The 25812-nt window shown below is 40.3% G+C and carries 10 protein-coding genes; all 10 read left to right on the forward strand.

Annotation, left to right across the window (positions count from 1 at the left end; translation table 11 throughout):
- Nucleotides 1–411 precede the first annotated feature (411 nt).
- The 10 genes from GAB14E_RS21100 (at nt 412) to GAB14E_RS21055 (ending at nt 25735) form a co-directional block, all read left to right on the forward strand.
- Nucleotides 412–1122, forward strand: a complete 711-nt coding sequence (locus tag GAB14E_RS21100) for a 4'-phosphopantetheinyl transferase family protein (protein WP_033080388.1) — start codon at nt 412–414, stop codon at nt 1120–1122.
- A 162-nt stretch (nt 1123–1284) separates the two neighbouring features.
- Nucleotides 1285–2925, forward strand: a complete 1641-nt coding sequence (locus GAB14E_RS21095; RefSeq protein WP_033080389.1) for a cyclic peptide export ABC transporter — start codon at nt 1285–1287, stop codon at nt 2923–2925.
- Nucleotides 2926–3012: 87 nt separating this feature from the next.
- Entirely contained in the window at nt 3013–3534 is a 522-nt protein-coding gene (locus GAB14E_RS21090) for a sigma-70 family RNA polymerase sigma factor (RefSeq protein ID WP_197061133.1), read from the forward strand.
- A gap of 136 nt (nt 3535–3670) precedes the next feature.
- The gene (locus GAB14E_RS21085; protein ID WP_033080391.1) at nt 3671–3874 is read left to right on the forward strand and encodes a hypothetical protein; all 204 of its coding nucleotides are present in this window, start codon (nt 3671–3673) and stop codon (nt 3872–3874) included.
- A gap of 365 nt (nt 3875–4239) precedes the next feature.
- On the forward strand, nt 4240–4479 hold the full coding sequence (locus tag GAB14E_RS21080) for an MbtH family protein (protein WP_033080392.1): 240 nt from the start codon (nt 4240–4242) through the stop codon (nt 4477–4479).
- Between the two features lie 2 nt (nt 4480–4481).
- Nucleotides 4482–5255: a thioesterase II family protein gene (locus GAB14E_RS21075; protein WP_197061134.1), complete on the forward strand. Its 774-nt coding sequence runs from the start codon at nt 4482–4484 to the stop codon at nt 5253–5255.
- A gap of 46 nt (nt 5256–5301) precedes the next feature.
- Nucleotides 5302–10617 (forward strand): non-ribosomal peptide synthetase, encoded by a 5316-nt coding sequence (locus GAB14E_RS21070; protein WP_052093386.1) that lies wholly within the window; start codon nt 5302–5304, stop codon nt 10615–10617.
- A 1-nt stretch (nt 10618) separates the two neighbouring features.
- On the forward strand, nt 10619–15106 hold the full coding sequence (locus tag GAB14E_RS21065; RefSeq protein WP_033080393.1) for a type I polyketide synthase: 4488 nt from the start codon (nt 10619–10621) through the stop codon (nt 15104–15106).
- Nucleotide 15107: 1 nt separating this feature from the next.
- Entirely contained in the window at nt 15108–18428 is a 3321-nt protein-coding gene (locus GAB14E_RS21060) for a non-ribosomal peptide synthetase (RefSeq protein WP_033080394.1), read from the forward strand.
- Nucleotides 18425–25735 carry a non-ribosomal peptide synthetase gene (locus tag GAB14E_RS21055; RefSeq protein ID WP_033080395.1) on the forward strand — a complete coding sequence of 2437 codons (7311 nt, stop codon included), beginning with the start codon at nt 18425–18427 and terminating at the stop codon, nt 25733–25735. Before GAB14E_RS21060 ends, GAB14E_RS21055 begins: the two co-directional genes overlap by 4 nt.
- The last annotated feature ends 77 nt before the right edge of the window (nt 25736–25812 follow it).

Here is a 25812-nt window from a genome sequence, read left to right on the forward strand (position 1 = left end):
TTAAACATGAATTAAAATAAATTAAGTTAACTTCTTACACTTTTGCACCTAGTCTCAGCAATGATTCTAGGTGCTTTTTTATGAGTGTTTATCAAACAATAATGTGTTTAGCCTGTTTAGTTAATCTCTGAGACACAAGCTGTTTAATTGCTTCAATAATTGCGCATTAAATCGATAAAAAATATTGTTATTTACATCAGCTGACTGATAGCAGGTCCAAGTATTATCATTGCCGATAAAACACGTTCATGACACAACTCAGTTAGTATTGTATTAAGATGCAGTTGATGAGGTTTATTCAAATATTTATTAAGTGAACATACTCAAATATTTTAAATATTTTCAAGACCAAAGTGGAAAAGTCCATTTTGCGGTATAGTGGACTTTTAAGATTAAGATGTAGGCTGCAACATGTTAAGTTATTCAATTCCCTCTTATATTCAGAATATTTATGAAAAGAAAATCCCTGGATTCCCAGGTATTTGTTACCAGTGTGATTTTTGTACGAACGGCTACTCAGATTCAAATACAAAACATCTTCTTGATGAGAGCCTTCATGAATCACTCACTCACGCGGTGGCTAAACGTAAATCTGAATTTGTTGCTGGTAGATATTTAGCACGAAAAGCCTTAATAACATTAGGTTCTAGCAAAGCAACTGTGGGAGTTGGGGCAAATAGAGAACCAATATGGCCAGATTATTTTTTAGGTTCATTGAGCCACACTAGTGATTTTGCCATCTGTGCTGTGGCAAATAAAAAAGATGTAGATAGAATTGGTATAGATGCGGAAAATATTCTTAACCAAAAAGTAGCCAAAGATATTGTTAAAAATATACTTATCGAATCTGAATACAAACTTGTAGGCACATATAACAACCCCGATCCCGTCATGTTAACACTTATTTTTTCCGCTAAAGAAAGCCTTTTTAAAGCATTGTATCCGGAGGTGAAGCATTATTTTGATTTTGACACTGCGAAGATGAAAGAAATAAATTTTACAACCCGTCAATTTACACTTGAATTAGTCCAGATGCTAGGGCCTAACTTACCTATAGGTACTCGTTTTTATGGTACATTTGAGTTTAGTGCCGAAAGAGTATTTACAGTGATTACTTGTTGAAAATTAGTCAATACCATTTACCGAGAATATAACCTACTTTTAACCTTTCTCAACAGCCTAGTGCAATATCTAATATTAATTTTTAACTAAATTTATATAAACAACCTCTAATCTACTTCGTCTTATTACTATCAATAACATAGAATTTTAACAGGGGTAAGTGTGTTACGGTATTTAATTCACCAATCGCGCTGGTTATTAACGGCTGCCATATTAACAAGTGCAATTTGCGGAATTTGTGTAGTTTTATTACTCGCACAAATTAATCAGGTACTCAATGCAAGCTCAGTTCAAGCCAGTAATTATATTGTGCCATTTTCTGGTTTAGTGCTGGCTGTATTAGTGTTTCAGGTAATTTCATCCACTTTATTTGAGCGATTAAGTCAACAGGCACATGCAGTATTGCGTCGTCATATTTCAAAAAAAGTACTTCATGCTGATTATCGGTTATTAGAAGAAGTGGGTGGTGCTCGGGTACAATCAGCTTTATCAGAGCATTGTTTAAAAGTTGCAGAATTTTTTGTCCGTTTACCTGTGATAGTAGTAAATGGCATTATTGTGACTGGTTGTATGGTCTATATCGCTTGGTTATCGGGAGAAATATTTCTAATTGCGCTCTTGGTACTCGGCTTGGGATCTATGGGTTATCATCAGGTTCATTTAAAAGCGATAAAGTACCTAAATCGCGCGGCTCAAGAACAAGATAGTTTGTTTGGTCATTTTCGAGCCTTAGTTGATGGCGCTAAAGAATTACGTTTACATGCAAGCAAACGTCAACGTTTCGAGGAAAACGTGCTTGGTGAATCGATAGAGGAAGTTCGCAAGCAACGCACTGTCGGTATGTCGGTTTTTGTTATTTCTACCGCCTGGGGCAGCTTTTTAATTTATGCTTTTATTGGTTTAGTATTATTTGCATTGGTGAATGACTCGCCTGATCGGAATCAGCTCCTAACCAGTTTTGTGTTAGTTTTTATTTATATGATTGCGCCTTTGGAAAACCTGTTGAAAGCATTACCTGCAGCTAATATTGCAAAAGCAGCAGCGATAAGGATTGAAGCCGTAGTCGAAGATTTATCGAATGGATCAGATCCGACACTTACACCACTTAAATCACAAAAATTTCAACGTTTAGAGCTTAAGGCTGTCACTCATCAGTTTTATCATGAAGCATCAGATGATTTTTTTACTTTAGGCCCAGTTAACTTGAGCTTTCAACCTGGCGAGATTGTTTTCTTAGTTGGCGGTAATGGCAGTGGAAAAACAACTTTAGCAAAACTTTTAGTTGGATTATATCAAAGTAATAGTGGCGATATATTGTTAAATGGCCAAGCTGTCGGTACCGGAAACATTGATACTTACCGACAATGTTTTTCAGCCATTTTTTCTGACTTTTATTTATTTGAGCAATTGTTAGATATTCCTTCTGATGAGCTCGATATTACAGCTAATCAACTACTGACTAAATTACAGTTGAATCACAAAGTCCATGTCACTCAAGGCGCCTTCTCTACTCGGGCTTTATCACAGGGACAACGTAAGCGTTTGGCTATGGTGGTTGCCCATTTAGAGCAACGGCCATTTTTGGTCTTTGATGAGTGGGCTGCCGATCAGGATCCTATATTTAAAGATGTTTTTTATCGACAAATGCTGCCAGAGTTTAAAGCTCAGGGAAAAACAGTATTAGTGATTTCTCATGACGATAAGTATTTTGATTGTGCTGATCGATTATTAAGAATGGAGCATGGTCAATTATCAGAAAAAACGGTATCAGCTAAACAAAATAAAGTTAATGTTGTAGCATAAACCCAAGTCAAATGATAACAATTATCATTTGACTTTATACTTAGCAAGTGGGAACCTAGTCGCCTTTAGTATTTCGAAGGAATGGGAATGAAAGAATGTCTGGCCACGGTTGATCTTGCAGCAGTTTTTGTGGCTAATCGTCAGCAATTAAACGCAATAGCAAGAAAGATTGTTGGAATGGAACATATTGCAGAAGATGTTTTGCAAGACGCATATATTCGATTGGTAAAAGGGGCCTGTGCGCGAAAAGTAGATAAACCATTTAGCTACTGTTGCCAAGTTGTACGTAACATTGCTATCGACTATTGTCGTAAAAAGAAAGTTGAAGCAGGCTACCGTGAATTTAACAATCAGGAGGTGGCGATTACCTGTGCCTCTTCTGGTTTGAATATTGAAAACGGCATGGCTGAGTCTCAACTCTTAGATGCAGTTATCAAAGTGATTGCACACTTACCTGAACGGACAAGAAGAGTATTTGAGTTACACCGATTTGATGGTTTAACACAACGTCAAATTGCTGAACAACTAGGATGTTCGGCGGCATTAGTGAATATTATGATTAAAGAAGCAATGGCTACAATATCGAACTGTCGAACGCTTTATGAATGAACACTATGATGCCATTTTGAAGTATTGGTTTTAGGGATAAACAGATATTCCGGCGTGGCTATAGGATATTTTGTTTTACCTCGCGTTATGGTAGTCTGCCTAAAATCGATAATGATTGAAATAAGCAAGGGATGTTATGACAGCAGCTGATAAAGATAAAATATGGGAAACTGCATGGCAATGGGCTCAATACCCTGTTCATGATACACCTATTGAGCATCAAGACATACAGCGTCTTAATGCTTGGCTTAATGCAGACTTGTTACACCGGCAAGCTTACGATAAAGCGACTCACCTTTGGCTTATGACTGGATTTGCACCGCCTACTGCTACTATTTAGTATGAGCTCTATAAGATAAAAGTATCACAGTAACTTCCCCACATTTCTTTGTGATACTCTTCCTTATCCATTATTTCTTATCTCTACAGCCATTGAATATATGGTCGTTATTTAGTCCTATTTATCAAAGACTGCCAATACTTTCCCTTTAATCGGTTTTATTAATACCAGTTTACTTCTAGCCTTTTCGCGCTCGTTTCTAACCAATGTGCATAAATATCCGTATTACATTAAACAATTCTCATTTACTTTCGTCTGTTAAAGATAAATCCCACTTGTAAGGTAGCGCAGCATAGAGCTGTGTTATGACCTTGAATGTATCAGCAGAGATTAAGCTATCCCGGCTTATTTAATAAGGAGATATTATGTCAACAAGCTGTTTTGATCGCGAAGATCAAATATTTATTGTCTTAGTAAATCAAGAAAAACAATATTCTATTTGGCCACAATGGAAAGAAATTCCAGGTGGCTGGCAAGCAGTGCCAGAGGTGCAAGGCGATAAAGCGACAGTGCAAACATATATCAATAAACATTGGACCGATATGCGCCCTGAATCTTTACGACAATGGATGGCCGAACAAGCAGAAAAAGTGGAGCAGTTCTAATCGTGCTGGCCCAAGCATCAATTAATCTGCTGTGCTTACCCTGTGCAGGAGCAAGTGCTTCTATGTATCTACGTTGGAGTAGGTTTTTACCAAATTGGGTCAATATAGTACCTGTAGAGTTACCCGGTAGAGGCACACGTTTAAATGAGACGGCACTGGAAGATTTTGATGCTTTAGTTCAAAGCATACTTGATGATTATCAGGGCTATATGCAACAGCCATTTGCTATTTTTGGCCATAGCATGGGGGCCTTACTGGCTTATGGTATTTGCCAAGTACTGGCCGCAAAAAACAGTATATCTAAACAACTCGCTTTACCCCAAATATTGCTGTTATCTGCATGCCCATCACCTGATAAATTTGATCCAAGTCGCTTTCCTGATACTCATGACCGCGATGCTTTAATCGCTAATCTACGTCAACAGGGTGGGAGTGCCGAAGCCTTATTTGATTACCCTGAACTTTTAGACATGACCCTTAATATATTGGCTGCGGATTATCGATTGTTACAAGGGTTTCAGTATAAAAAAACTTCCCCTTTACCTCTTTTTATGCAAGTACTAAGCGGAAAAAGTGATGATATTAGTTTAGATAATCTTTCGACTTGGCAGCAACATAGCGCTAAAAAGATAATTTTTCATGAGTTTATTGGTGGACATTTTTATATTCAAGATCAGCAATCTCTTGTTTTAAAACGTATTACCCAAGCGTTACAGAATCACGTTCCCACTAATAACCACTGCTTACAAGGTCACTCCGAAATAGCCCTCACATAGAGCTTATGTGAAAGCCATAATGGGTCAACAATAGGTAGAATTTACAATGACAGAGACGTCTACACAGACAAGCTTACCTTTATCTAGTGCTCGAGCACTCAATATAGTGACTAGAGTACAACAGCTAGCCCTCCACCAACCTGAAGATATCGCTTTGGTCGTGGTGAGTGAACAGCAAGGACAATTAAGTGAACTTAGTTTAACTTATCAAGATCTCAATACCCGTAGTCGAAATCTGGCTGCTTATTTACAAGCTAATAGTCAGTTGGGCGATCGTGTTTTATTAATGTTCGATAATAATGAGCATTATGTCGTCAGTTTTTTAGCTTGTTTGTATGCTGGGTTAATTGCTGTGCCTCTATTTGTACCTGAGTCAGCCCGCTCGCAGCACTTAGCACGTGTCGTTGGTATTGGCGTTAATGCGCAGGCTAATTTGATACTAGCGAAAAGCGAAGATCATGGACTTGTTAATTTAGCGATGGAAAACATGGTTAAACAAGGCGCGCAGACTTGTCAATTGTTGAACATTGATACTAGAGATTTTGAGCAAAATGATGATTGGCAAAGTTATGCCCCAAAATCAGATGATATTGCATTTTTACAATATACCTCAGGTTCTACTGCTGATCCAAAAGGCGTTATGGTTAGTCATGGTAATTTAATGGCTAATGAGGTAGCGATTACAGAAGGTTTTAATAGCACACAGGGAGATGTCATTGTCTCTTGGTTACCGCTATATCATGACATGGGACTGATTGGCAGCTTATTGCAACCTTTATATTTAGGTGCAAAATGTGTATTGATGTCACCACGATTTTTTCTCGAAAAACCTATTCGTTGGCTAGCCGCTATTGCTCGACATCGGGCAACAGTAAGTGGTGGCCCAGATTTTAGTTACCGATTGTGTGTTGAGCGTATTAAAGCCAATGTATTGGCCGAATTAGATTTATCTTGTTGGCAAGTGGCTTTTAGCGGTGCTGAACCTGTTCGTCATGACACTTTAACTGCTTTTATTGATCATATGGCGACAACTGGTTTTAATAGCGCGGCCATAGTTCCCTGTTACGGCTTAGCGGAAGCTACATTATTTATAACCTGCGGTCAGCGTTTTTCAGGATTATTAGTTCAAGATTTTGACAATAAAGCCTTAGCAAAAGGGCAAGTAGAATTTGTTAAGCAAGGCGGCACTAAACAAGTGGCATGCGGTTATACGGTGAGCGCTCATGAGCTTAAAATTGTTGACCCAAACAGCCTCGACACGCTAAATAATGGTCAAGTCGGCGAAATATGGGCCAGTGGTCCAAGTATTGCACAAGGATATTGGCAAAATGCAAAAGCGACTGATGCGACTTTTGTTGAACAAGACAATAAACGCTGGTTACGTACTGGAGATTTAGGTGCTTCAGTTGCCCAACAGTTATATATCGTTGGTCGAGCCAAAGATCTCATTATCAACCGGGGCCGAAATTTATACCCACAAGACCTAGAGAAGTGCATTGAAAGTCAATTTGAATATGCTCGTAAAGGTCGAGTGGCAGCTTTTTCTGTCGAAGGTTTAGAGGGGGAAGGCATTGGTATTGCACTTGAACTTGCTCGGCGGGTACAAAAACAAATCAGCCCACAAGTAATTGTTGATCGCCTTGCTATCATTCTCTCCGAACTTTGTGGTGACACCGTCAGTGTTGTCATTATGATGCAACCCGGTTCTTTACCAAAAACGTCAAGTGGCAAACTGCAACGCAGGGCCTGTCATACCATTTGGCAAAACCAAGCAGAAGAAGCTTATGCCATTTATGCTCATGGAAAAATGCTGCGTGGTCAATCGTTGATAGCTGAACGTTCAACGTTAATATTGTCGAAAACAGAAGAAAAATTAGCTGATATATGGAGCAAACTCTTACCAAATAACAGTGGTTTTGGTAAAAGATCGCATTTTTTAGCCTGTGGTGGTAACTCGATAAAAGCAACACAACTATTGGGCAAAATACAGCAAGAGTGGCAGATAACAATACCCTTGCGACAATTGTTTGAGCTCCCTCTACTTACTGACCAAGCTATGACGATTGAGCAGGCTGTAAACAGTGAGCGAACTTTAGTAAAACAAGTATTGATCCCTCATAATAATTTTATCGCAGAGCAAGCGGTAGTTATGTCACATGCTCAAGCAAGGCAATGGTTCATTTGGCAAATAGATCCACAAAACAGTGCTTATAATATTGGTGCATGCCTAGACTTAAACAGTAAAGTAAGTGCTGAGCATTTACAAACAGCATTGAACTTGTTGGTGGTCAGGCACCCGGTATTACGCACCCGCTTTTCGGTCGATAATATTGGGCAGCCCATTCAAATATTACAGACTCAAGGGCAATGGCCATTAAAGGTTGTGGATTTAAGCTTCTTAGAGGGAGATTTACAACAAAAAGCATTAACGAGTCAAAGCAAAGATTTTAGTCAGCAATCATTTGATCTAAGTACGGGGCCGTTGGTACGTGCCGTTTTATTCAAGCTAGGTGACGCAGGTCAAAAACTAATGTTAGTGATGCACCATATTATTTCTGATGGTGCTTCGATGCAAATAATTTTCGACGAGCTTGCAAAACATTATCAAGCAGAGTACAGCGGCCAGCCAGTTATTTTACCAGAGCAGAAAATCACCTATGCAGACTATGCTGTATGGCAAAGAGAGTATTTAGCATCAGGTGAGACCGCACGACAATTGGCTTGGTGGACTAAACAGTTGGGTCAAGAGCAACCTATTTTGCAATTAACCACAGATTTCCCCAGAACGGCCAGCAATCAATATGAAGGGGCTCATCACCGTATAGAGTTACCGATGAATCTCGTTCAGCAATTACGTCAGCAAGGTGCAAATCAACAAGCCAGTTTATTTATGATCATGCTGGCAAATTTTAACGCTTTATTGTACCGCCATAGTGGTCAAACAGATCTTCGTGTTGGTATTCCCATAGCTAATCGCCATTGGCCACAAACAGAACCTTTATTAGGCTTTTTTGCCAATACGCAAGTGATCCCTAGCCAAGTTAACGGACAGATGTCATTAACTGATTTAGTAGAGCAAATAAAAAAAATCACTTTAGGTGCGCAAGAACATCAAGATCTACCCTTTGAATATTTAGTTGAAGCAATGCAAATAAAGCGTAGTGCCGATACGCATCCTTTGTTCCAGGTGATGTTTAGTCATTCTCAACACGATAGTAGTTGTTGGCACGACTTACTTGCATCTTCTTCTCAAAACACTTGGCAAACAATTGATGTTGCTGCGCAATTTGAGCTAACACTTGAAAGCTATGAGCTAGAAAATGATCAAATTGTTCTTGAATTTGTCTATGCTAAAACACTCTTTTCTCCCGAAACAATCGAGCGTATGGCCGGGCATTATGTAACGTTATTACAGGCTTTTGCCGAACTGCCAAATCAACACATAGAACAAGTTAAATTACTTGGCCATGATGAATATAGCCAATTAACTAAATGGGGTGCAGGAGCCATTTTTACGGGTAAAACTCCAACAGTACACGCGTTGTTTGAACAACAAGTAGAACAACAGCCGCAAGCAACGGCTTTAATCTTTGCTCAACAAACGATGACATATGCTGAGCTTAATCAAGCCGCCAACCGATTAGCCTATTATTTATTGCAACAAAACATTCAGCCAGAAGATCGGGTTGGTATGGCATTAGAACGTGGTTTCGAGATGATTGTTGCTTTACTTGCCATTTGGAAAGCAGGGGCGGCTTATGTACCGTTAGATCCCGCTTATCCAAAAGATCGTTTAACCTACATGATTGCCGATAGCGGTGTGCAATTTGTGCTGACTCAACAAGCATTACAGGTGAATTTACCCGATTCAAGTGTGCCGCTATTGAATGTTGAACAATTGAATTTAACGCAGCTGCCAAATCATAACCCCAACGTTCTATTACATGATCAACATTTGGCTTACGTGATTTATACCTCAGGTTCAACAGGTCGACCAAAAGGTGTTGCTGTTACACATGGACCATTGTCGATGCATATTCAAACTATTAGTGAGGTTTATGGCATTGATGAAAAGCACCGTGAACTGCAGTTTTTCTCGATTAATTTTGATGCTGCTGGTGAACAATGGATGACACCACTAGCTGCTGGCGGCTCTATTGTGTTGGCAAGAAAAGAGCAATTGGCTGTCGATAATGTTGCCAGTTTAATTACCCAGCACCAAGTAACATCGTTACATTTGCCACCAGCCTATTTACGCTTGTTAACACCATTATTAAACAGTTATCAGCAAATTCGCATTTGTATCGTTGGTGGTGAGGCATTTAATAGAGCTGATTACCACGATGCTCATCGTGCTTTTTCTGCTCCGCGTATAGTTAATGCTTATGGTCCAACAGAAACAATTATTACACCAACTGCTTGGCTTAGTTTAGCCGATACCAATACTAACGTTGAACAAGTACCGATTGGCCGACCGGTTGGTGATCGTCAAGTGCACGTACTTGATGGCGATTTGAATCCCGTTCCGCAAGGAGCTAGTGGTGAATTATATATTGGTGGACTAGGCATTGCTCGTGGCTATTTGGCTCGTCCTGATCTGACCGCCGATCGTTTTATTGCCGATTTATTTGCTAATAACGGCGGACGTTTGTATCGCACCGGCGATTTAGTGCGCTGGAATGTTCAAGGACAATTAGACTATCTAGGTCGAATTGACCACCAAGTGAAGATCCGTGGTCTACGCATTGAGCTTGGTGAAATAGAAACTCAACTCATGACGCAAGTTAACGTAAAAGAAGCGGTTGTATTAGCAAAAGAAAGTAGTACAGGACCACGTTTAGTCGCTTATGTGGGCGGTGACGATATTTCAGCACTCACCTTAAAACAAGCGTTATCACAGCATTTGCCCGATTATATGGTGCCAAGTGTCATTACCGTGCTTACGCAATTACCTGTGACTACTAATGGTAAAATAGATCGCCAGAATTTACCTGAGCCTCAATGGAACAGCAGCAATAATTACCAAGCACCAATCAGTACTATTGGTCAAAAAGTCACTAACATTTGGGCGCAGGTATTAGGCATTGAACGTGTTGGCATGAAGGATAATTTCTTTGATTTAGGTGGTCATTCGCTGTTACTCGGTCAAATGCAACAACAACTAGAAGCTGAATTTGAAGTCAAACTTACTATGCTGGATTTGTTTAATATGACCAGTGTCAGTGCGATGACAAACTATTTTGAACAACTGCAAAGCGGTCAGACGACATCGATTAACCGCGATATACAAAAGGCATCTCAACGCGGTAAGCGTCAACGCCAAACCTTCTTGAAAAAAACTCGGACAAGGGTGGAAAGCTAACATGAATACAGAAACTACAGAATTATCCTCAGAGACTGATATTGCCATTGTCGGCTTGTCGGGCCGTTTTCCTGGCGCTGAAAATGTTGATGTTTTTTGGCAGAATTTAAAAAATGGCGTCGAATCCATTGAGCAATATAATGAAGAAACCTTACGAGATATGGGCGTGTCGGAAGATAAAATTTCTGACCCAGATTTTGTAGCTTGTGGTGCTTTATTGCCTGATCAAGACAAATTTGATGCAGCTTTTTTTGGTTACTCGCCCCGTGAAGCCGAAGAGTTAGATCCACAACAACGTTTATTTTTAGAAACTGCTTGGCAAGCAATGGAAAGTGCTGGTTATCACGGTGATGCTTGTGATTTCCCCATTGGTGTATATGGCGGTTGTGGTGTAAATACTTATTTAATTACCAACCTTATGCAAAGTGGCCGTTTTAACGATCTAGGTAATATTTCATCACTACAAGCATTAATGAATGGTAATAACAAAGACGCTATGACCATGACTTTAGCTTATAAACTCAATTTAAAAGGCCCTGCTGTTACCATACAAACGGCTTGTTCAACGTCATTATCTGCGATTCATATGGCTTGTCGTAGTTTATTGAATCATGAGGCTGATATGACTCTTGCAGGCGGGGCTTGGTTAAACTTATTGCATGAAGGCGGTTATGTTTATCAACCTGGCGCTATCTTGTCGCCAGATGGTCATTGCCGTCCATTTGATGAGCAGGCTCAAGGCACTATCATCGGTTCAGGTTCAGGTGTGGTAGCATTAAAACGATTAGAAGATGCCATTGCTGACGGTGATACCGTTTATGCGGTAATCAAAGGTTCTGCGATGAACAATGATGGTAATACTAAAGCCGGTTACACAGCGCCAAGTGTTGATGGTCAAGCTGAAGTGATTGCTGCGGCGCAGGAAATGGCGGATACACCACCAGAAACTATCAGTTATATTGAAGCCCATGGTACGGGCACTGTATTAGGGGATCCTATTGAAATTGCTGCATTAACGCGAGCTTTTCGTTTAGGCACCGACAAAAATCAATATTGTGCTGTAGGTTCAGTAAAAAGTAATGTCGGTCATTTAGATGCTGCCGCAGGCGTAACCGGGCTGATAAAAACAGTATTATCGTTAAAAAATGGCATCATTCCAGCGAGCTTGCACTATAAAAAGGCTAACTCGGAGATAGATTTTGATAATAGTCCATTTTATGTTGCTAATAAGACTATGCCTTGGACTAATGAAAATGGGCCACGCCGTGCAGGTGTTAGTTCATTTGGTATTGGTGGTACTAACGTACATGTTATTTTAGAAGAAGCTCCCAAACAACCAAACATTGCACCTCAGCGTAACTGGCAGATATTGCCATTATCAGCAAAGACCTCAAGCGCATTAACTAATCAACAAGCTAACTTGGCTGAATGGTTAGAGAAAATGCCTGCTGAACAATGGCAAAATGCAGCTTATACCTTACAGGTTGGCCGTAAAGGTTTTAATCATCGTAGTTTTGTCGTTGCTCAAAACTCTAACCAGGCCAAAGGCGCATTAATCGCTGACGCTAGCCCATTACGTGTTCAGAGCCATTCGATGGTTGATAGTAATCGTCCTGTTGTTTTCATGTTCCCAGGTCAAGGCTCACAACATATCAATATGGCACAAAGCTTATACGGTAGTGAAGCGGTCTTTAAAGCTGAATTTGATCGTTGTCGCCAAGGTTTTCAACCGCACTTAGACCTTGATATTGCTGAACTTATTTTTGTTGATGATAATCAAGCGGAAAATGCCGCCGAACAGTTAAAACAAACTGCGCTCACTCAGCCAGTATTGTTTGCCGTTGAATATGCGCTCGCTAAACAATGGCAAGCGTGGGGGATAAAACCTAATGCGATGATCGGCCACAGCATTGGAGAATATGTCGCGGCTTGTTTAGCCGGTGTTTTTAGTTTTGCAGACACATTAAAAATCGTTGCCCAACGGGGCTTATTAATACAGGCTCAACCAAGTGGCAGCATGTTATCGGTTGCTTTATCAGAAAAAAAATTAGTCGCTTACCTACAATCTGGTTGTGAATTAGCTTCAGTAAATGGCCCCGAAAATTGTGTTATCTCTGGTACGGATTCAGCGATTTCCGCAGCAGAAGCCACGTTGACAGCCGCAGGAATTGCGGTACAGCGTTTACATGTATCTCATGCTTTTCATTCATCTTTAGTGGCCGAAGCGGGTAATGGTTTGGCCGCTTTAATTGCAGATTTACCACGGAAAACGCCGAATATACCATTTATTTCCAATGTTACTGGTACCTGGATTACGGATCAGCAAGCGACCGATCCTGAATATTGGTCAGCACATTTGACACAAACTGTGCGATTCCATCAAGGTTTACGTACCTTAGTTGCAACGCAAAACTTTGTTTTATTAGAAGTTGGACCAAATAATGTATTAAGTCAATTAGCAGGCCGGGATCCAAAAGTTAAAGAGCAGGCAAGCGTAGTAACATCACTACCGCATGTTCGTAAAAATACAGAAGAAGCTCAGCATGTTACTACTACTCTAGGTCGTTTATGGTTAGAAGGTGTCAATATTGATTGGACAAGTTTATATACTGAGGCACCTCGTCGTATTGCTTTACCAACCTATCCATTTGAGCGCAAACGCTTTTGGGTAGAGGCTCAGCCAGAAGCGTTCAACACTTTACAAAATAACAACCTCGGTATTGTTGCCAAGCCTCTAGAAAATTGGTTTTACATGCCATCGTTTAAACGTTGCCTCTCTAGCCCTATTGAAAATCCAAGTTTAGGCGGGACTTTATTGTTTATCGATGACCATGATATTAGTCAAACATTGATCAATAAACTGACTAACGATGCGGAATTTTTAGTTTGTCTGCGTTTGGGAGATGCTTTCAAGCAAACCTCAGAAAATGAATTTATTGTCCGTGCTACTGATGGCGAAGATTATCAGCAAGTATTAAGTACAGTGAATAAAACCCATGGTTCAGTTACTCAGATTTTTCATACTTGGAGTTTGTCAGTTTCAAATACAACAAGCTTCGAACAAACGCAAGAGCGAGGGCTATTAAGTGTATTAACCTTAGTACAAGCGCTAGAAACTATTCAAATAGGAAAAAATGTTCAGTTATCTTTGATAACAAAAGGGATGTTGGATGTGTCAGGTCATGATGATGTACTCCCCCAACAAACCACTTTACTAGGTGCCTGTAAGGTTATTCCACAAGAGTTTCCAAATATTCATTGTCGTTTAATTGATTTTGGTACTCATTTTAATGCCACTTGGTTAGATTGGTTAGTGACAGACATCGCTGCAGACGATGACTTAGTATTGGCTTATCGCCATCATAATCGTTGGCAGTTAACTTATGAAGCTTTAGCAAAACCAGTACAAGATAAAGCCGTATATCGGCAAAAAGGGGTTTATCTGATCACTGGAGGCTTAGGTGGTATAGGTTCAGTTGTTGCTGAACATTTAGCAACTACAGTGCAAGCAAAATTAGTACTCTTAGGACGTAATAGCCCTAATGAAAAACAACAAACCTGGCTAACAAAGCTCGAAGGACTGGGAGCTGAAGTGATGTTCTGCCAAGCAGATGTCGCTAATAAAAATCAAATCCAACAAATTATTAGCGAAGCACTGGCAAGGTTTGGTGAAATAAATGGTGTTATTCATGCCGCTGGTAATGGTGCTACCAATTTGATCAGCGCTACAGATCGCAACTTTGTTGATGACATGTTTGCAGCTAAAGTAAGCGGTACTCAATTGTTACTGGAGTCATTGGCAAACCAACAACTTGATTTTATCGTTTTATGTTCTTCGTTAGCAAGTATTGCGGGTGGTTTAGCAAAAGGCGCTTATGCTGCAGCAAATGCCTACCTTGATGGTATTGCACAGCGCTATGCGCAGCAGAATAATTTTCCTGTTATTGCCGTCAATTGGGATAGTTGGCGTGAAGTCGGTATGGCAGCCAATATGGAAATGCCTGATAACGTTGGTATCACTCCAACCCAAGGGCTTGAAGTAATGCAACGTATTCTTTCTGCTCCGGTGGTACCGCAAATACTAATTTCTACTGTTGATTTGCACACCCGAATACAAGCAACCAAAGGCAATATACTGGTGGCTGATTTAGCGATGCCAATTGCAGAACCACGTTCAGAGGAATATGCACGACCAGATATTTCCACTCCTTACATTGCCCCAGAAGATGAATTGCAACAAGGTATCGCCGAAGTTTGGACTGGTATGTTAGGTATTAAAGAAGTAGGCATTCATGACAACTTATTCGAATTAGGCGGTGATTCGTTAATGGGTGTACAAATGTTATCAAAAGTACGTAGCTTATATGAGGTAGATCTACCGCCAGCGTCCTTTTTTAAAGAGCCAACCGTATTAGGTTTAGCGCAATTAGTAACAACGTTGTTAATTCAGCAATTAGAGCAAGAAGTGAATACACAGGAGCTGGCTTAATATGTCGAACAATGAATTGTTAGCCGCTCGCAAGGGCAACTTGTCGCTGACCGAAAAAAAAGCCTTGTTAGGTAGGCTTAAAAGTAAATCAACTAACGCCATATCAGCGCCAGTAATAACCCGTTTAGGGCGTACTCATGCGCCCTTATCTGCGGCCCAACAACGACTATGGTTTGAGTGGTTGTTAAATCCTGAAAATACTGCTTACCATTTGGGCGGGGGTATTGTGTTAAAAGGTGAATTGGAAGGGAATGCTTTAGCGCAAAGTTTACAACATTTAGTACAACGACACCAAGCGCTGCGAAGCCAATTTGTTGAAGCTGAAAATTGCTTTCCAGAACAGCGCATACTACCTGATATGCTCATACCTCTAGAGAAAATAACGCAAGATGAGTTAATTAATACAACAAAATATAAAGGACTCAACCAAGCACAATTGCAACAAAGATTGTTAGCTGATTTTTCGCAAACGGGTTTTGATCTACGCAACGGACCTTTATTACGTGTGCAATGGATCTCGTTTAATGAGCATGAACATTTATTATTAGTTGTTATGCATCATATCATCAGTGATGCCTGGTCTAAAAACCTCATTATTCAAGACTTTGTTGGGTTTTATCAATTATTAATCAAGGGTGAAATACCACAGCATAAAGAGCATGCTTTACAATATACCGACTTTGCGCAATGGCAAACTGACTGGTTACAATCAGCAGCAAAAGAGGTGCAGCAACAATGGAAATTTTGGCAACAAGAATTAACGGGACAATTACCGTTTATAAACTTAGGAAAAACACTCACAAATGGTACTAAACCAGCGAAGGGTGCTATTTTATTAGATAACTTACCTACCACTTTTGCTACCAAGATAAAGCAATTAGCCCGTAGTCAAGGTCTGACAATTTTTACAGTATTATTAACCGCTTATCAGGCACTATTACATCGTATCACTGGCTTGGAAGCTTTGCTGACAGCTATTCCTGTCGCAAATAGAAATCATTATGGTACACATGATGTCGTCGGTTTTTTTGTCAATGTCCAGTTACTGCATTTGGAAGTATCTGGGGCGGATACCCTAGCAAAATTATTACAACGTTGTAGTGATAAAACATTAGCGATACAGGCTAATCAAGATATTCCTATTGATGCACTAATGAAGCGCTTTCAAGAAAATTTTCAAAGCAGCGCAGGTTATCAAGTGATGTTTAATCACCTCAAAGAAAATAATGAACAGCTACAGCAATTATCTGGGCTAGCACTCACTGAATATATAACGTTAACTCAAGGTGTAATGTGTGATTTAGCGTTAGATACCACTGAATTAGACAATGGCGCGATAAAATTGCAATGGAGTTATGACGAAAACCGCTTAACGCAAGAGCAGGTGGCGCGTTTTAATCAACAGTATCAAGCCGTATTGCTACAGCTTGTAACACAAGCTGAAACGCCTATTCGCGCTATACCCTTGTTAACGGTTAATGAGCAGCAACAGTTATTGAACTGGGGACAAGGGGCTAATAGTGAACAGCCAATATTGTTGCACCAATGTTTTAGCCAGCAAGCGCTAAAAACACCAATGGCAAAAGCATTGAAAATAGCAGATCAGAGCTTGAATTATCAGCAATTAAACGCACAAGTTAATCGTTTAGCTCATTATTTATTAGCGCAAGGTATTGGCCTCGAAAGCCGGGTAGCGATCATGCTTGAACGTAGTTTTGATATGGTTATTGCTATGCTAGCAACATTGAAGGTAGGAGCTGCCTACGTACCATTTGACCCCACTTACCCGAAGCAGCGATTGGACTTTATGTGGCAGCATAGCGATTGTGAACTTTTATGCAGTCATCAAACATTAGTTAATCACATACCTAGCAGTGCTCAGGCAAAGACTATTTACTTAGAAGCGCTCGATACTCATTTATACAGCAGTGATGAGCCAGCAGTGACCGTACGGCCAGATAATTTGGCTTACATTATTTATACCTCAGGTTCAACTGGCCAACCTAAAGGTGTTGCCTGTAATCATTTAGGAGTAGCTAACCGTATAGCTTGGAGCCAAGCTAATTATCCAATTTCATCAGAAGATCGTATATTACAAAAAACATCATTTGGTTTTGATGTTTCTATTTGGGAATTTTTCTGGCCATTAATACAAGGCGCTGAGCTAATTTTAGCAGCACCAGAGCAGCATAAAGATCCTCAACAAATTCAGGCCTTAATTGAACAGGAGCAAATAACGGTTGTACATTTTGTACCTTCAATGCTGCAAGCTTTTTTATTGTCTGCTGACGTGGCGAGTTGTACCAGTTTACGTGATATTTTTACCAGTGGTGAAGCCTTAGCCAAAGAAACTCAAAACCAATTGCTGGCTACATTACCTCAGGTTGGTTTACGAAATTTATATGGACCCACTGAAGCCGCCATTGATGTGACTTACTGGAATTGTCAACCAGACAGCGACAGACAAGTTCCCATTGGCGCGCCTATTGCTGGAGTTCAGGCGTATGTTGTTGATGGCGACCTCAATTTAGTTGCGCCAGGAAGATCAGGCGAATTGTTGCTAGGTGGCCACTGTTTAGCACGAGGTTATTTAGGACGCGCCGATCTAACTGCCGAGCGTTTTATCGCCAGTCCATTTACCCATTCGGGGCAGCGTTTATATCGAACCGGTGATCTAGTTTCTTGGACTGAAGATGGCCAAATTGACTACCTTGGACGTATAGATCAACAAATTAAAATTCGCGGTTTTCGTATTGAACTGGGTGAGATTGAAGTGCAATTATTAGCGCAAACTAATGTTCAAGAAGCTGCGGTTTTAGCTAAAGCTGCTGTTGGCGGTGATAAATTGGTTGCTTATGTGGTTGGTGAAAATGTCGATGAACAAATATTACAACAAACATTAGCTGCAGTATTACCTGATTATATGCTACCTAGTTTAATTATAACCTTACCGGCAATGCCGTTAACGACTAATGGTAAATTGGACCGGAAAGCTTTACCAGCACCACAATGGCATTCAGCGGTTAATTTTATTGCGCCAGAAGGTGAAATAGAAAACCAGCTAGCTGATATTTGGCAACAGGTACTGCAAGTAGATCAAATTGGTCGTGGCGATAATTTCTTTTCACTAGGCGGTCATTCTTTATTAGCAGTCACTGCATTAAGCCAAATACAACAACAATGGTTAGTAGAATTGACCATTCGTGATTTATTTCAAAAACAAACTCTACAGGCGTTAGCTCAATTTATTGGTGAACAAATAAGCCCAAATAATGAGGAGTCCTTGTTGGATCTTGAAGATTTTATGGAGACTTTGGTATGAGCCAACAAGTAATTCAACGTATTGCTGAAAAGTTTCATCAACTGCCATCCTCGAAACAACAGCTGGTTTATCAAAAAATTCGCCAAGATGGTTTATCTGTTCGTCAGTTTCCCGTCTTAGCCAATAGTGCAAAAATAGCCAATTATCGAGCGTTATCTTATGCACAACAACGACAATGGTTTTTATGGCATTTAGATCCTGATAGCTCGGCTTATCATATTTCTGGCGGTTTACTATTGGAAGGTCAATTGGATACCCTTGCATTACAGCAAGTATTTAACACGTTAATCGACCGTCATGAAACATTGCGTACCTATTTTGAACAGGATGATGACGGCCAAATACAGCAAGTTGTACGTCAGCAAATGCCGTTCAAAGTACAACATGTAGATTTACAAAATTCGAATGAGAAACAACAAGATAAAGCGCTCTCAACACTTACAAAAACGCCATTCGATTTATGGCAAGGGCCTCTGATTCGAGTGGGTTTATTACAATTAGCAAAACAGAAATATCAGCTAATTTTAGTCTTACACCATATTATTACTGATGGTGTTTCTTTACAAATACTAGTTGATGAATTTGTTACTTGTTATAAAGCAATACTGGCTGGCGAAAGCAACAATTTATCTGAATTACCTATTCAATACCTAGATTATGCTTTATGGCAACATCATTGGTTAAGTGCTGGAGAGCAAGCACGTCAGTTAAGTTATTGGTGTCAACAGTTAGGCGATGACCATCCTGTTTTACGTTTACAAAATGAACCACTAAAACCTAATTCACAACCTTCAATGGCAGCCTATTATCATTGGTCATTACCGGATGAATTAAGTCAACAAATAGGGTTATTTGCCCAACAGCAACAAGCATCTCATTTTATGGTGCTATTAGCAGCATTTCAGGTGTTATTACATCGTCATTCGGGTTTACAGGATATTCGTGTCGGCACGCCCGTTGCTAATAGAACCCGTTCAGAATTGGCTGACGTGGTGGGATTATTTGTTAATACTCAGATATTGCGCACTCAGTTTGACAGTCATATGTCATTAGGTGATGTTTTAGCGCAAGTGAAGGCGGCAGCATTAGGGGCACAAGAGCATCAAGATTTGCCTTTTGAGCAACTAGTTGAAGCTTTGCAACCTGATCGTAGCGTTTATAATCATCCTTTATTCCAAGTGATGCTAAATTACCAATATAGTGATCGTTCGCAGTTAACGGTTTTACCTAATTTAACCGTCACAGAACAAGATACAGGGGCACAAAACGCACAATTTGAATTGATATTAGATGTTCAGGAGAGCACTGCTGGTGAATATCAGTTAACGTTTACTTACGCCCAAGAGGCTCTAGATGACGTTTATGTCAAACGTATAGCGGCTCACTTGCAGTTAGTTTTGCAGACAATGGTAGAAAATTCTGATGCAATCATTGACGATATCGCCTTGCTTGATCAAGAAGAATTGGCTCAATTACGAACTTGGGGAGTGAATACTGAACAGGAAGATATCACGCCTGTCCATATAAAATTTGAACAACAGACCTTATTACAACCTAGCTCAGTTGCAGTGGTTTTTGCTGATCAACACTTAAGTTATGAGCAGTTAAATCAACAAGCCAATCAGTTAGCGCATTATTTGTTTGCACAAGGCATTAATACCGAAAGTAGAATAGGTGTAGCGCTGGAACGGAGCCTGGAAACTGCAGTGGTTTTATTAGCAATATTAAAAGCAGGCGCGCTATTTGTTCCGCTGGACACTAATTACCCAGCAGAACGTTTAAATTTTATTATAGAAAATAGTGATCTAAGCTTATTGATCAGTCATGTTCAAGCAAGAGCTAGTTTGCCTGAATCATCAATACCGATATTGTGGCTTGATGATTGTGAACTCAGCCATCATGCAACGCAAAACCTTAATTTAAGTTGCCACCCAGAACAACTAGCTTATGTTATTTACACCTCAGGCTCTACGGGCCGTCCTAAAGGCGCTGCTATTAGCCACCAAGCGTTAAGTAATTGTATGGCGTGGATGCAGCGACAATATCAACCAACGCGTGAAGATGCGGTATTACACAAAGCCGCATTTGGCTTTGATGTTTCTTGTTGGGAGTTGTTTTTTCCATTAAGTGAAGGCATTAAGTTGGTGATTGCCAAGCCTGATGATCACAGAGATCCCGAGCTGATTATTCAGTTAATGCAACAAGAACAAGTGACAATAACTAATTTTCCTCCTGCTATGCAACAAGCATTTTTGGAGCAAGCAAATATAGCTAAAGGTCGAGGTTTACGACAAATCATGTGTGGTGGCGAAGCTGTACCCGCAGAGTTAAAGCAGCAAACTTATTCATTATTACCCAAGGTAACAATGAATAACTTATATGGCCCTACAGAAACAACCATTCATGTTACCCATTGGCCTTGTGCAAATGATGAAAGGACCTTGTTACCTATTGGTCAACCTATTTCTGCAACCCGAACATATGTGCTTGATGTGGGATTAAATCCAGTACCACAAGGAGTTTCGGGTGAACTTTATATTGCTGGCTTAGCTTTGGCACGCGGTTATTTAGCTCGGCCTGATTTAACCGCAGATCGTTTTGTTGCAGATTCTTTAGCCGCTGATGGCAGTCGAATGTATCGTACGGGTGATCTAGTACGTTGGAATACAGAAGGATTATTAGAGTATTTAGGTCGAATTGATGATCAAGTACAAATTCGCGGTTTCCGTATTGAATTAGGTGAAATAGAAGCACAACTACACCGTTTAGATAATGTTCAAGAAGCAGTAGTAATGTCTAAAATGTCACCCGTAGGTGAGCAGTTAGTTGCTTATCTCGTTGGCAATATTATCGATACAGATACACTTGCCCTGCAATTAGCTAAAACATTACCTGATTACATGGTGCCCAGTGTTTTTAACGTGTTAACTGCAATGCCACTTAGCCCAAATGGTAAAGTTAACCGCAAGGTGTTACCTGAGCCGCAATGGCAACAACAAGAAGCGTATGTAGCACCGCAAGGGGAAGTTGAACTTAAACTTGCCCTTTGGTGGCGTGAAATGTTGAACGTGGCACAAGTTGGTCGTAACGATAACTTCTTTTCATTAGGCGGGCATTCGTTATTAGCTATTCAATTATTAGATAAAATTCGTCAAGCCGGTTGGCAAGTTCAAGTTAAAACATTGTTTAGCCAGCCAGTGCTAAAAAATTTCGCAACTGTTATTCAATGTACACCAGATGATAATAAATGGAATGTTCCCGCTAATGGGATTCCTGATAACTGTACAAAAATAACTCCGGAAATGTTGCCTTTGGTTACTTTAACTTCGGCGAATATTGACCTATTATGCGAAAAAACACCTGATGGTGTTAACAATATTCAAGATGTTTATCCGTTAACACCATTACAAGAAGGTATTTTATTTCATCACCTGTTGCAGCAAAAAGGTGACGCTTATATTACCAAGAATTTGATGCGTTTTACCGACAGGAATACATTAGAGTGCTTTATTGCTGATTTAAATAAGGTTATTGCCCGTCACGATATTCTTCGTACGGCAGTGCTTTGGCAAGGTTTGCCAGAGCCATTACAAATTGTGCAACGCCAAGCTAGTTTAGTCTTAAATTGGCAGCAATATCCTCTTCACAGTAAACATGAAAACCCTGGCGCTTGGTTAACCGCTTTTGTTAGCCCTGATCAATATCGAATTGATATTCAGCAAGCTCCCTTATTACGTGCTATTGCCATACAGGAGCCAGGACAAAAAAGTTGCTGGTTGCAGTTACCAAGTCATCATTTGATCATGGATCACACCAGCTTGGAGATTCTAGTCACTGAAATCCAGCAGATCCAAGCAGGTCAGCTAGCCAATTTGCCAACACCTGTGCCATTTCGTAACTTTGTTGCTATTGCCCAACAAGGAAGAACAGCAGCAGAGCATCAAAACTTTTTTAGTGAATTACTCGCCGATGTTACTGTGCCAACGGCGCCATTTAACTTGTTAAATATTCAAGGTAATGGCGCTAATATCGATAAAGCGGAGTGGTCATTGCCCGCGGATATCACAACGCAGATCCGTCAATTAGCGATTGACCATGAAGTCAGTGCCGCTGCTATTTTTCACTTGGCCTGGGCATTAGTATTAAGCAAATTAACAGGCAACGAAAATCCGGTTTTTGGCACTGTTTTATTTGGCCGGATGCATGCGGGCGAAAATTCACAACACGCTGTTGGTATGTTTATTAATACTTTACCAATACGTTTTCGTTTAGCCGATATCGACTTAACAACGGGTTTAATACAAGCCCATCAGGTTTTAACTGGCTTGTTAGATCATGACACAGCGAGTTTGACTTTGGCTCAAGGTTGTAGCGGAGTAGCGAAAGGCACACCTTTATTTTCTACCTTGTTTAATTATCGTTATTCTCCTCCTATCCCAGAAGAGCAACAAAGAGTATGGCCTGGTGTAGAGGTATTTGGCAGTGAAGAGCAAACAAATTACCCTATAGGCATGTCGATAGACGATCAAGGTACAGGCTTTAATTTAGTTGCACAATCCGTAGCGGGTATTTCGCCCACACAATTATGCACTTACCTTCACCAAGCATTATGCTCGTTACTCAACACTGCCACTGACAATCAAGTTAAGCGCTTATCTGATGTCAATATATTAAGTGATGAACAATGGAAAACTCAACAAAGTTGGAGCCTGAATAAGCAAACAGAAAAACACACGCCTGTGCATGTGCAATTCGCTGTTCATGCTCAAGCACAGCCCGCAGCGGAAGCATTATCATTTGCTGGCAAGACTATGACCTATCAGGCGTTAAATCAACAAGCGAACCGTTTAGCTCATTACTTAATCGCACAAGGAATCGGCGCTGAAAGCCGAGTGGCTGTTGTTATGGCACGTAGCCATGAAATGATCATTAGTTTATTGGCGATCATGAAAACTGGAGCCTTGTATGTGCCGCTTGATATTGATTATCCAGCAGATCGTTTGGCATATATTGTGGAAAATAGTCAAGTAAATTTACTATTGAGTCATCAAACAGCGATAGGAAAAGTACCTGAAACAACAGTACCCTGCGATATTTGGGAAAAGCTGAATTTGCTTGATTACCCAAATACAGACCCAGCTTTGAACTACCATCCAGAGCAATTAGCTTATGCTATTTACACTTCAGGCTCTACGGGACGCCCTAAAGGTGCAGCTATTAGCCATCGTTCTTTAGCTAACTGTATGGCATGGATGCAAAAGCGTTACAAGTTGACTAGAGAAGACGTGGTATTACATAAAGCCCCGTTCGGTTTTGATGTTTCATGTTGGGAGATTTTTTGGCCGTTGAGTGAAGGTATTAAATTAGTTGTCGCTCAGCCTGGCGATCATAAAGATCCAGATCGCTTGATCAGCTTAATTCAGCAAGAAGCCATTACAACTTTAAATTTTGTACCGGCAATGCAACAGGCTTTCTTAGATCAGGTCGACATCAGACAAAGAACAAGTTTAAAGCATATTATGGTTGGCGGGGAAGCAATGCCACCTGAATTAAAAAGGCGTACTTTTGAATTATTACCTGATGCAACCATGTATAATTTATATGGTCCGACAGAAGCAACAATACATGTAACCCATTGGACCTGTGAAAATGATGAGCGCACTCTGGTACCCATAGGTGCGCCAATTTCTGATACGAGTACTTATGTCTTGGACGAATACCTCAACTTAGTACCACCTGGCATAAGTGGTGAATTATACTTAGGTGGTGTTGGCTTAGCGCGCGGTTATTTGCAAAGACCAGATTTAACTGCTGATCGCTTTGTTGCCAATCCATTTGATAAAAATGGTAGCCGTTTATATCGTACTGGTGACTTAGTACGTTGGAATAATGAAGGATTATTAGAATACTTAGGACGTTTAGACCATCAAATTAAAATTAGAGGTCTACGAGTCGAACTTGGTGAAATTGAAGCTCAATTATGTACTTTACCTGAGGTTCAAGAAGCGGTGGTTGTGGCAAAAACAAGCCCTAATGGTAATAAGTTAGCCGCTTTTGTCGTTGGTCAGGCATTAGATGTTGCTGCGCTGAAGGTAAAACTCAGCTTGATGTTACCTGACTATATGATACCAAGTGCTTTTATAGTGTTAGCAGATTTGCCATTGAGTGCCAATGGTAAGGTAGACCGCAAAGCGTTGCCCGCGATTGAATGGCAAGATGAAAGCTTGTTTTTTGCTCCGCAGGGTGGCACAGAAAAAGCGTTGGCTAACATCTGGAAACAAGTACTAGGCATTGATAAAATAAGCCGCAAGGCGAATTTTTTTGAAATAGGTGGTGATTCTATTTCCTGTTTAAAAGTGGTCAGTTTGGCACGAGAACAAAACTACGCGATAGCAGTAAAACAGGTTTTCGAGTATCCGGTCTTATATGAATTAGCGTCCCAACTGGCAGTAACTGATGAGTTCACAGTTAACAAGCTTGATAATGCCATCGTTCGTTTAAATCAGGAAAACACAATACAGCCACCCGTGTTTTGTTTACATGATGGCTTTGGAAAGGTATGGGATTATAGCGCGTTAGCCTTATCACTAAATGGCCAACGTACAGTGTATGGTTTACCCTTTAATCGCACACAGTTATCAGGCGATGCCGCTGATTTAATTGCTTTGGTGCAGCAGCATTTAACCAATATTCGTGCTATACAACCGACAGGCCCCTATTATTTATGTGGTTGGTCATTTGGTGCAACACTAGCGCATTGGTTAGCGGCAGAATTGCAACAGCAGGGGCAGGAAGTAGCCCAGGTGGTATTGCTTGACCCTTATGTCCCCCCTCAAGTTGGTGAAAATCACGATGCCAATTTACAAGTTCAGCTACACACTTTCTTTAGTTTGTTACTAGAAACAAGCAGTTTGCAGGTATTAGCTAATGATCCTATTTTAACTAAGCATATGTTGAAATTAAAATATTCAAGTGACATCACGCTAGGTATTGAGCAGTTAATGCAAATAGTAATCGCACATGCTTCTACGACTTTTATGCATGGTTATCAACATATTAATGCGGTCGAGTTATTCCAACTCTTTGCCGGTTTTCAGCCATTATTTCTAAGCGCAATAAACCTGAAAAAGCTGCCTAGAGTAGAGGCTCCAACACAAATATTCTGGACTGAAAAGCGACCACAAAGTCATCATGCGTGGTGGTATGAGTGGCTAGCCAATGAACAGTTAGAGAGCAAGATATTGCAGACCGATCACTTCAAAATTGTACGAGCACCAGAAGTTTTAGCTGAATTTATTAAGGAATAAAAAAAGACGAATATTTTGTTCAATAATAACTGAGCGAGAAATTGTTATTTAACGATTTCTCGTGTTGAAAAATGAAG

Source organism: Colwellia psychrerythraea (genome assembly GCF_000764185.1).
GTDB lineage: Bacteria > Pseudomonadota > Gammaproteobacteria > Enterobacterales > Alteromonadaceae > Colwellia > Colwellia psychrerythraea_B.

Bases quoted from the DNA above. Each gene is read 5' to 3' on its own strand.
- GAB14E_RS21100 (WP_033080388.1), top strand. From the start codon at position 412: ATGTTAAGTTATTCAATTCCCTCTTATATTCAGAATATTTATGAAAAG.
- GAB14E_RS21090 (WP_197061133.1), top strand. From the start codon at position 3,013: ATGAAAGAATGTCTGGCCACGGTTGATCTTGCAGCAGTTTTTGTGGCT.
- GAB14E_RS21085 (WP_033080391.1), top strand. From the start codon at position 3,671: ATGACAGCAGCTGATAAAGATAAAATATGGGAAACTGCATGGCAATGG.
- GAB14E_RS21080 (WP_033080392.1), top strand. From the start codon at position 4,240: ATGTCAACAAGCTGTTTTGATCGCGAAGATCAAATATTTATTGTCTTA.
- GAB14E_RS21070 (WP_052093386.1), top strand. From the start codon at position 5,302: ATGACAGAGACGTCTACACAGACAAGCTTACCTTTATCTAGTGCTCGA.
- GAB14E_RS21065 (WP_033080393.1), top strand. From the start codon at position 10,619: ATGAATACAGAAACTACAGAATTATCCTCAGAGACTGATATTGCCATT.
- GAB14E_RS21060 (WP_033080394.1), top strand. From the start codon at position 15,108: ATGTCGAACAATGAATTGTTAGCCGCTCGCAAGGGCAACTTGTCGCTG.
- GAB14E_RS21055 (WP_033080395.1), top strand. From the start codon at position 18,425: ATGAGCCAACAAGTAATTCAACGTATTGCTGAAAAGTTTCATCAACTG.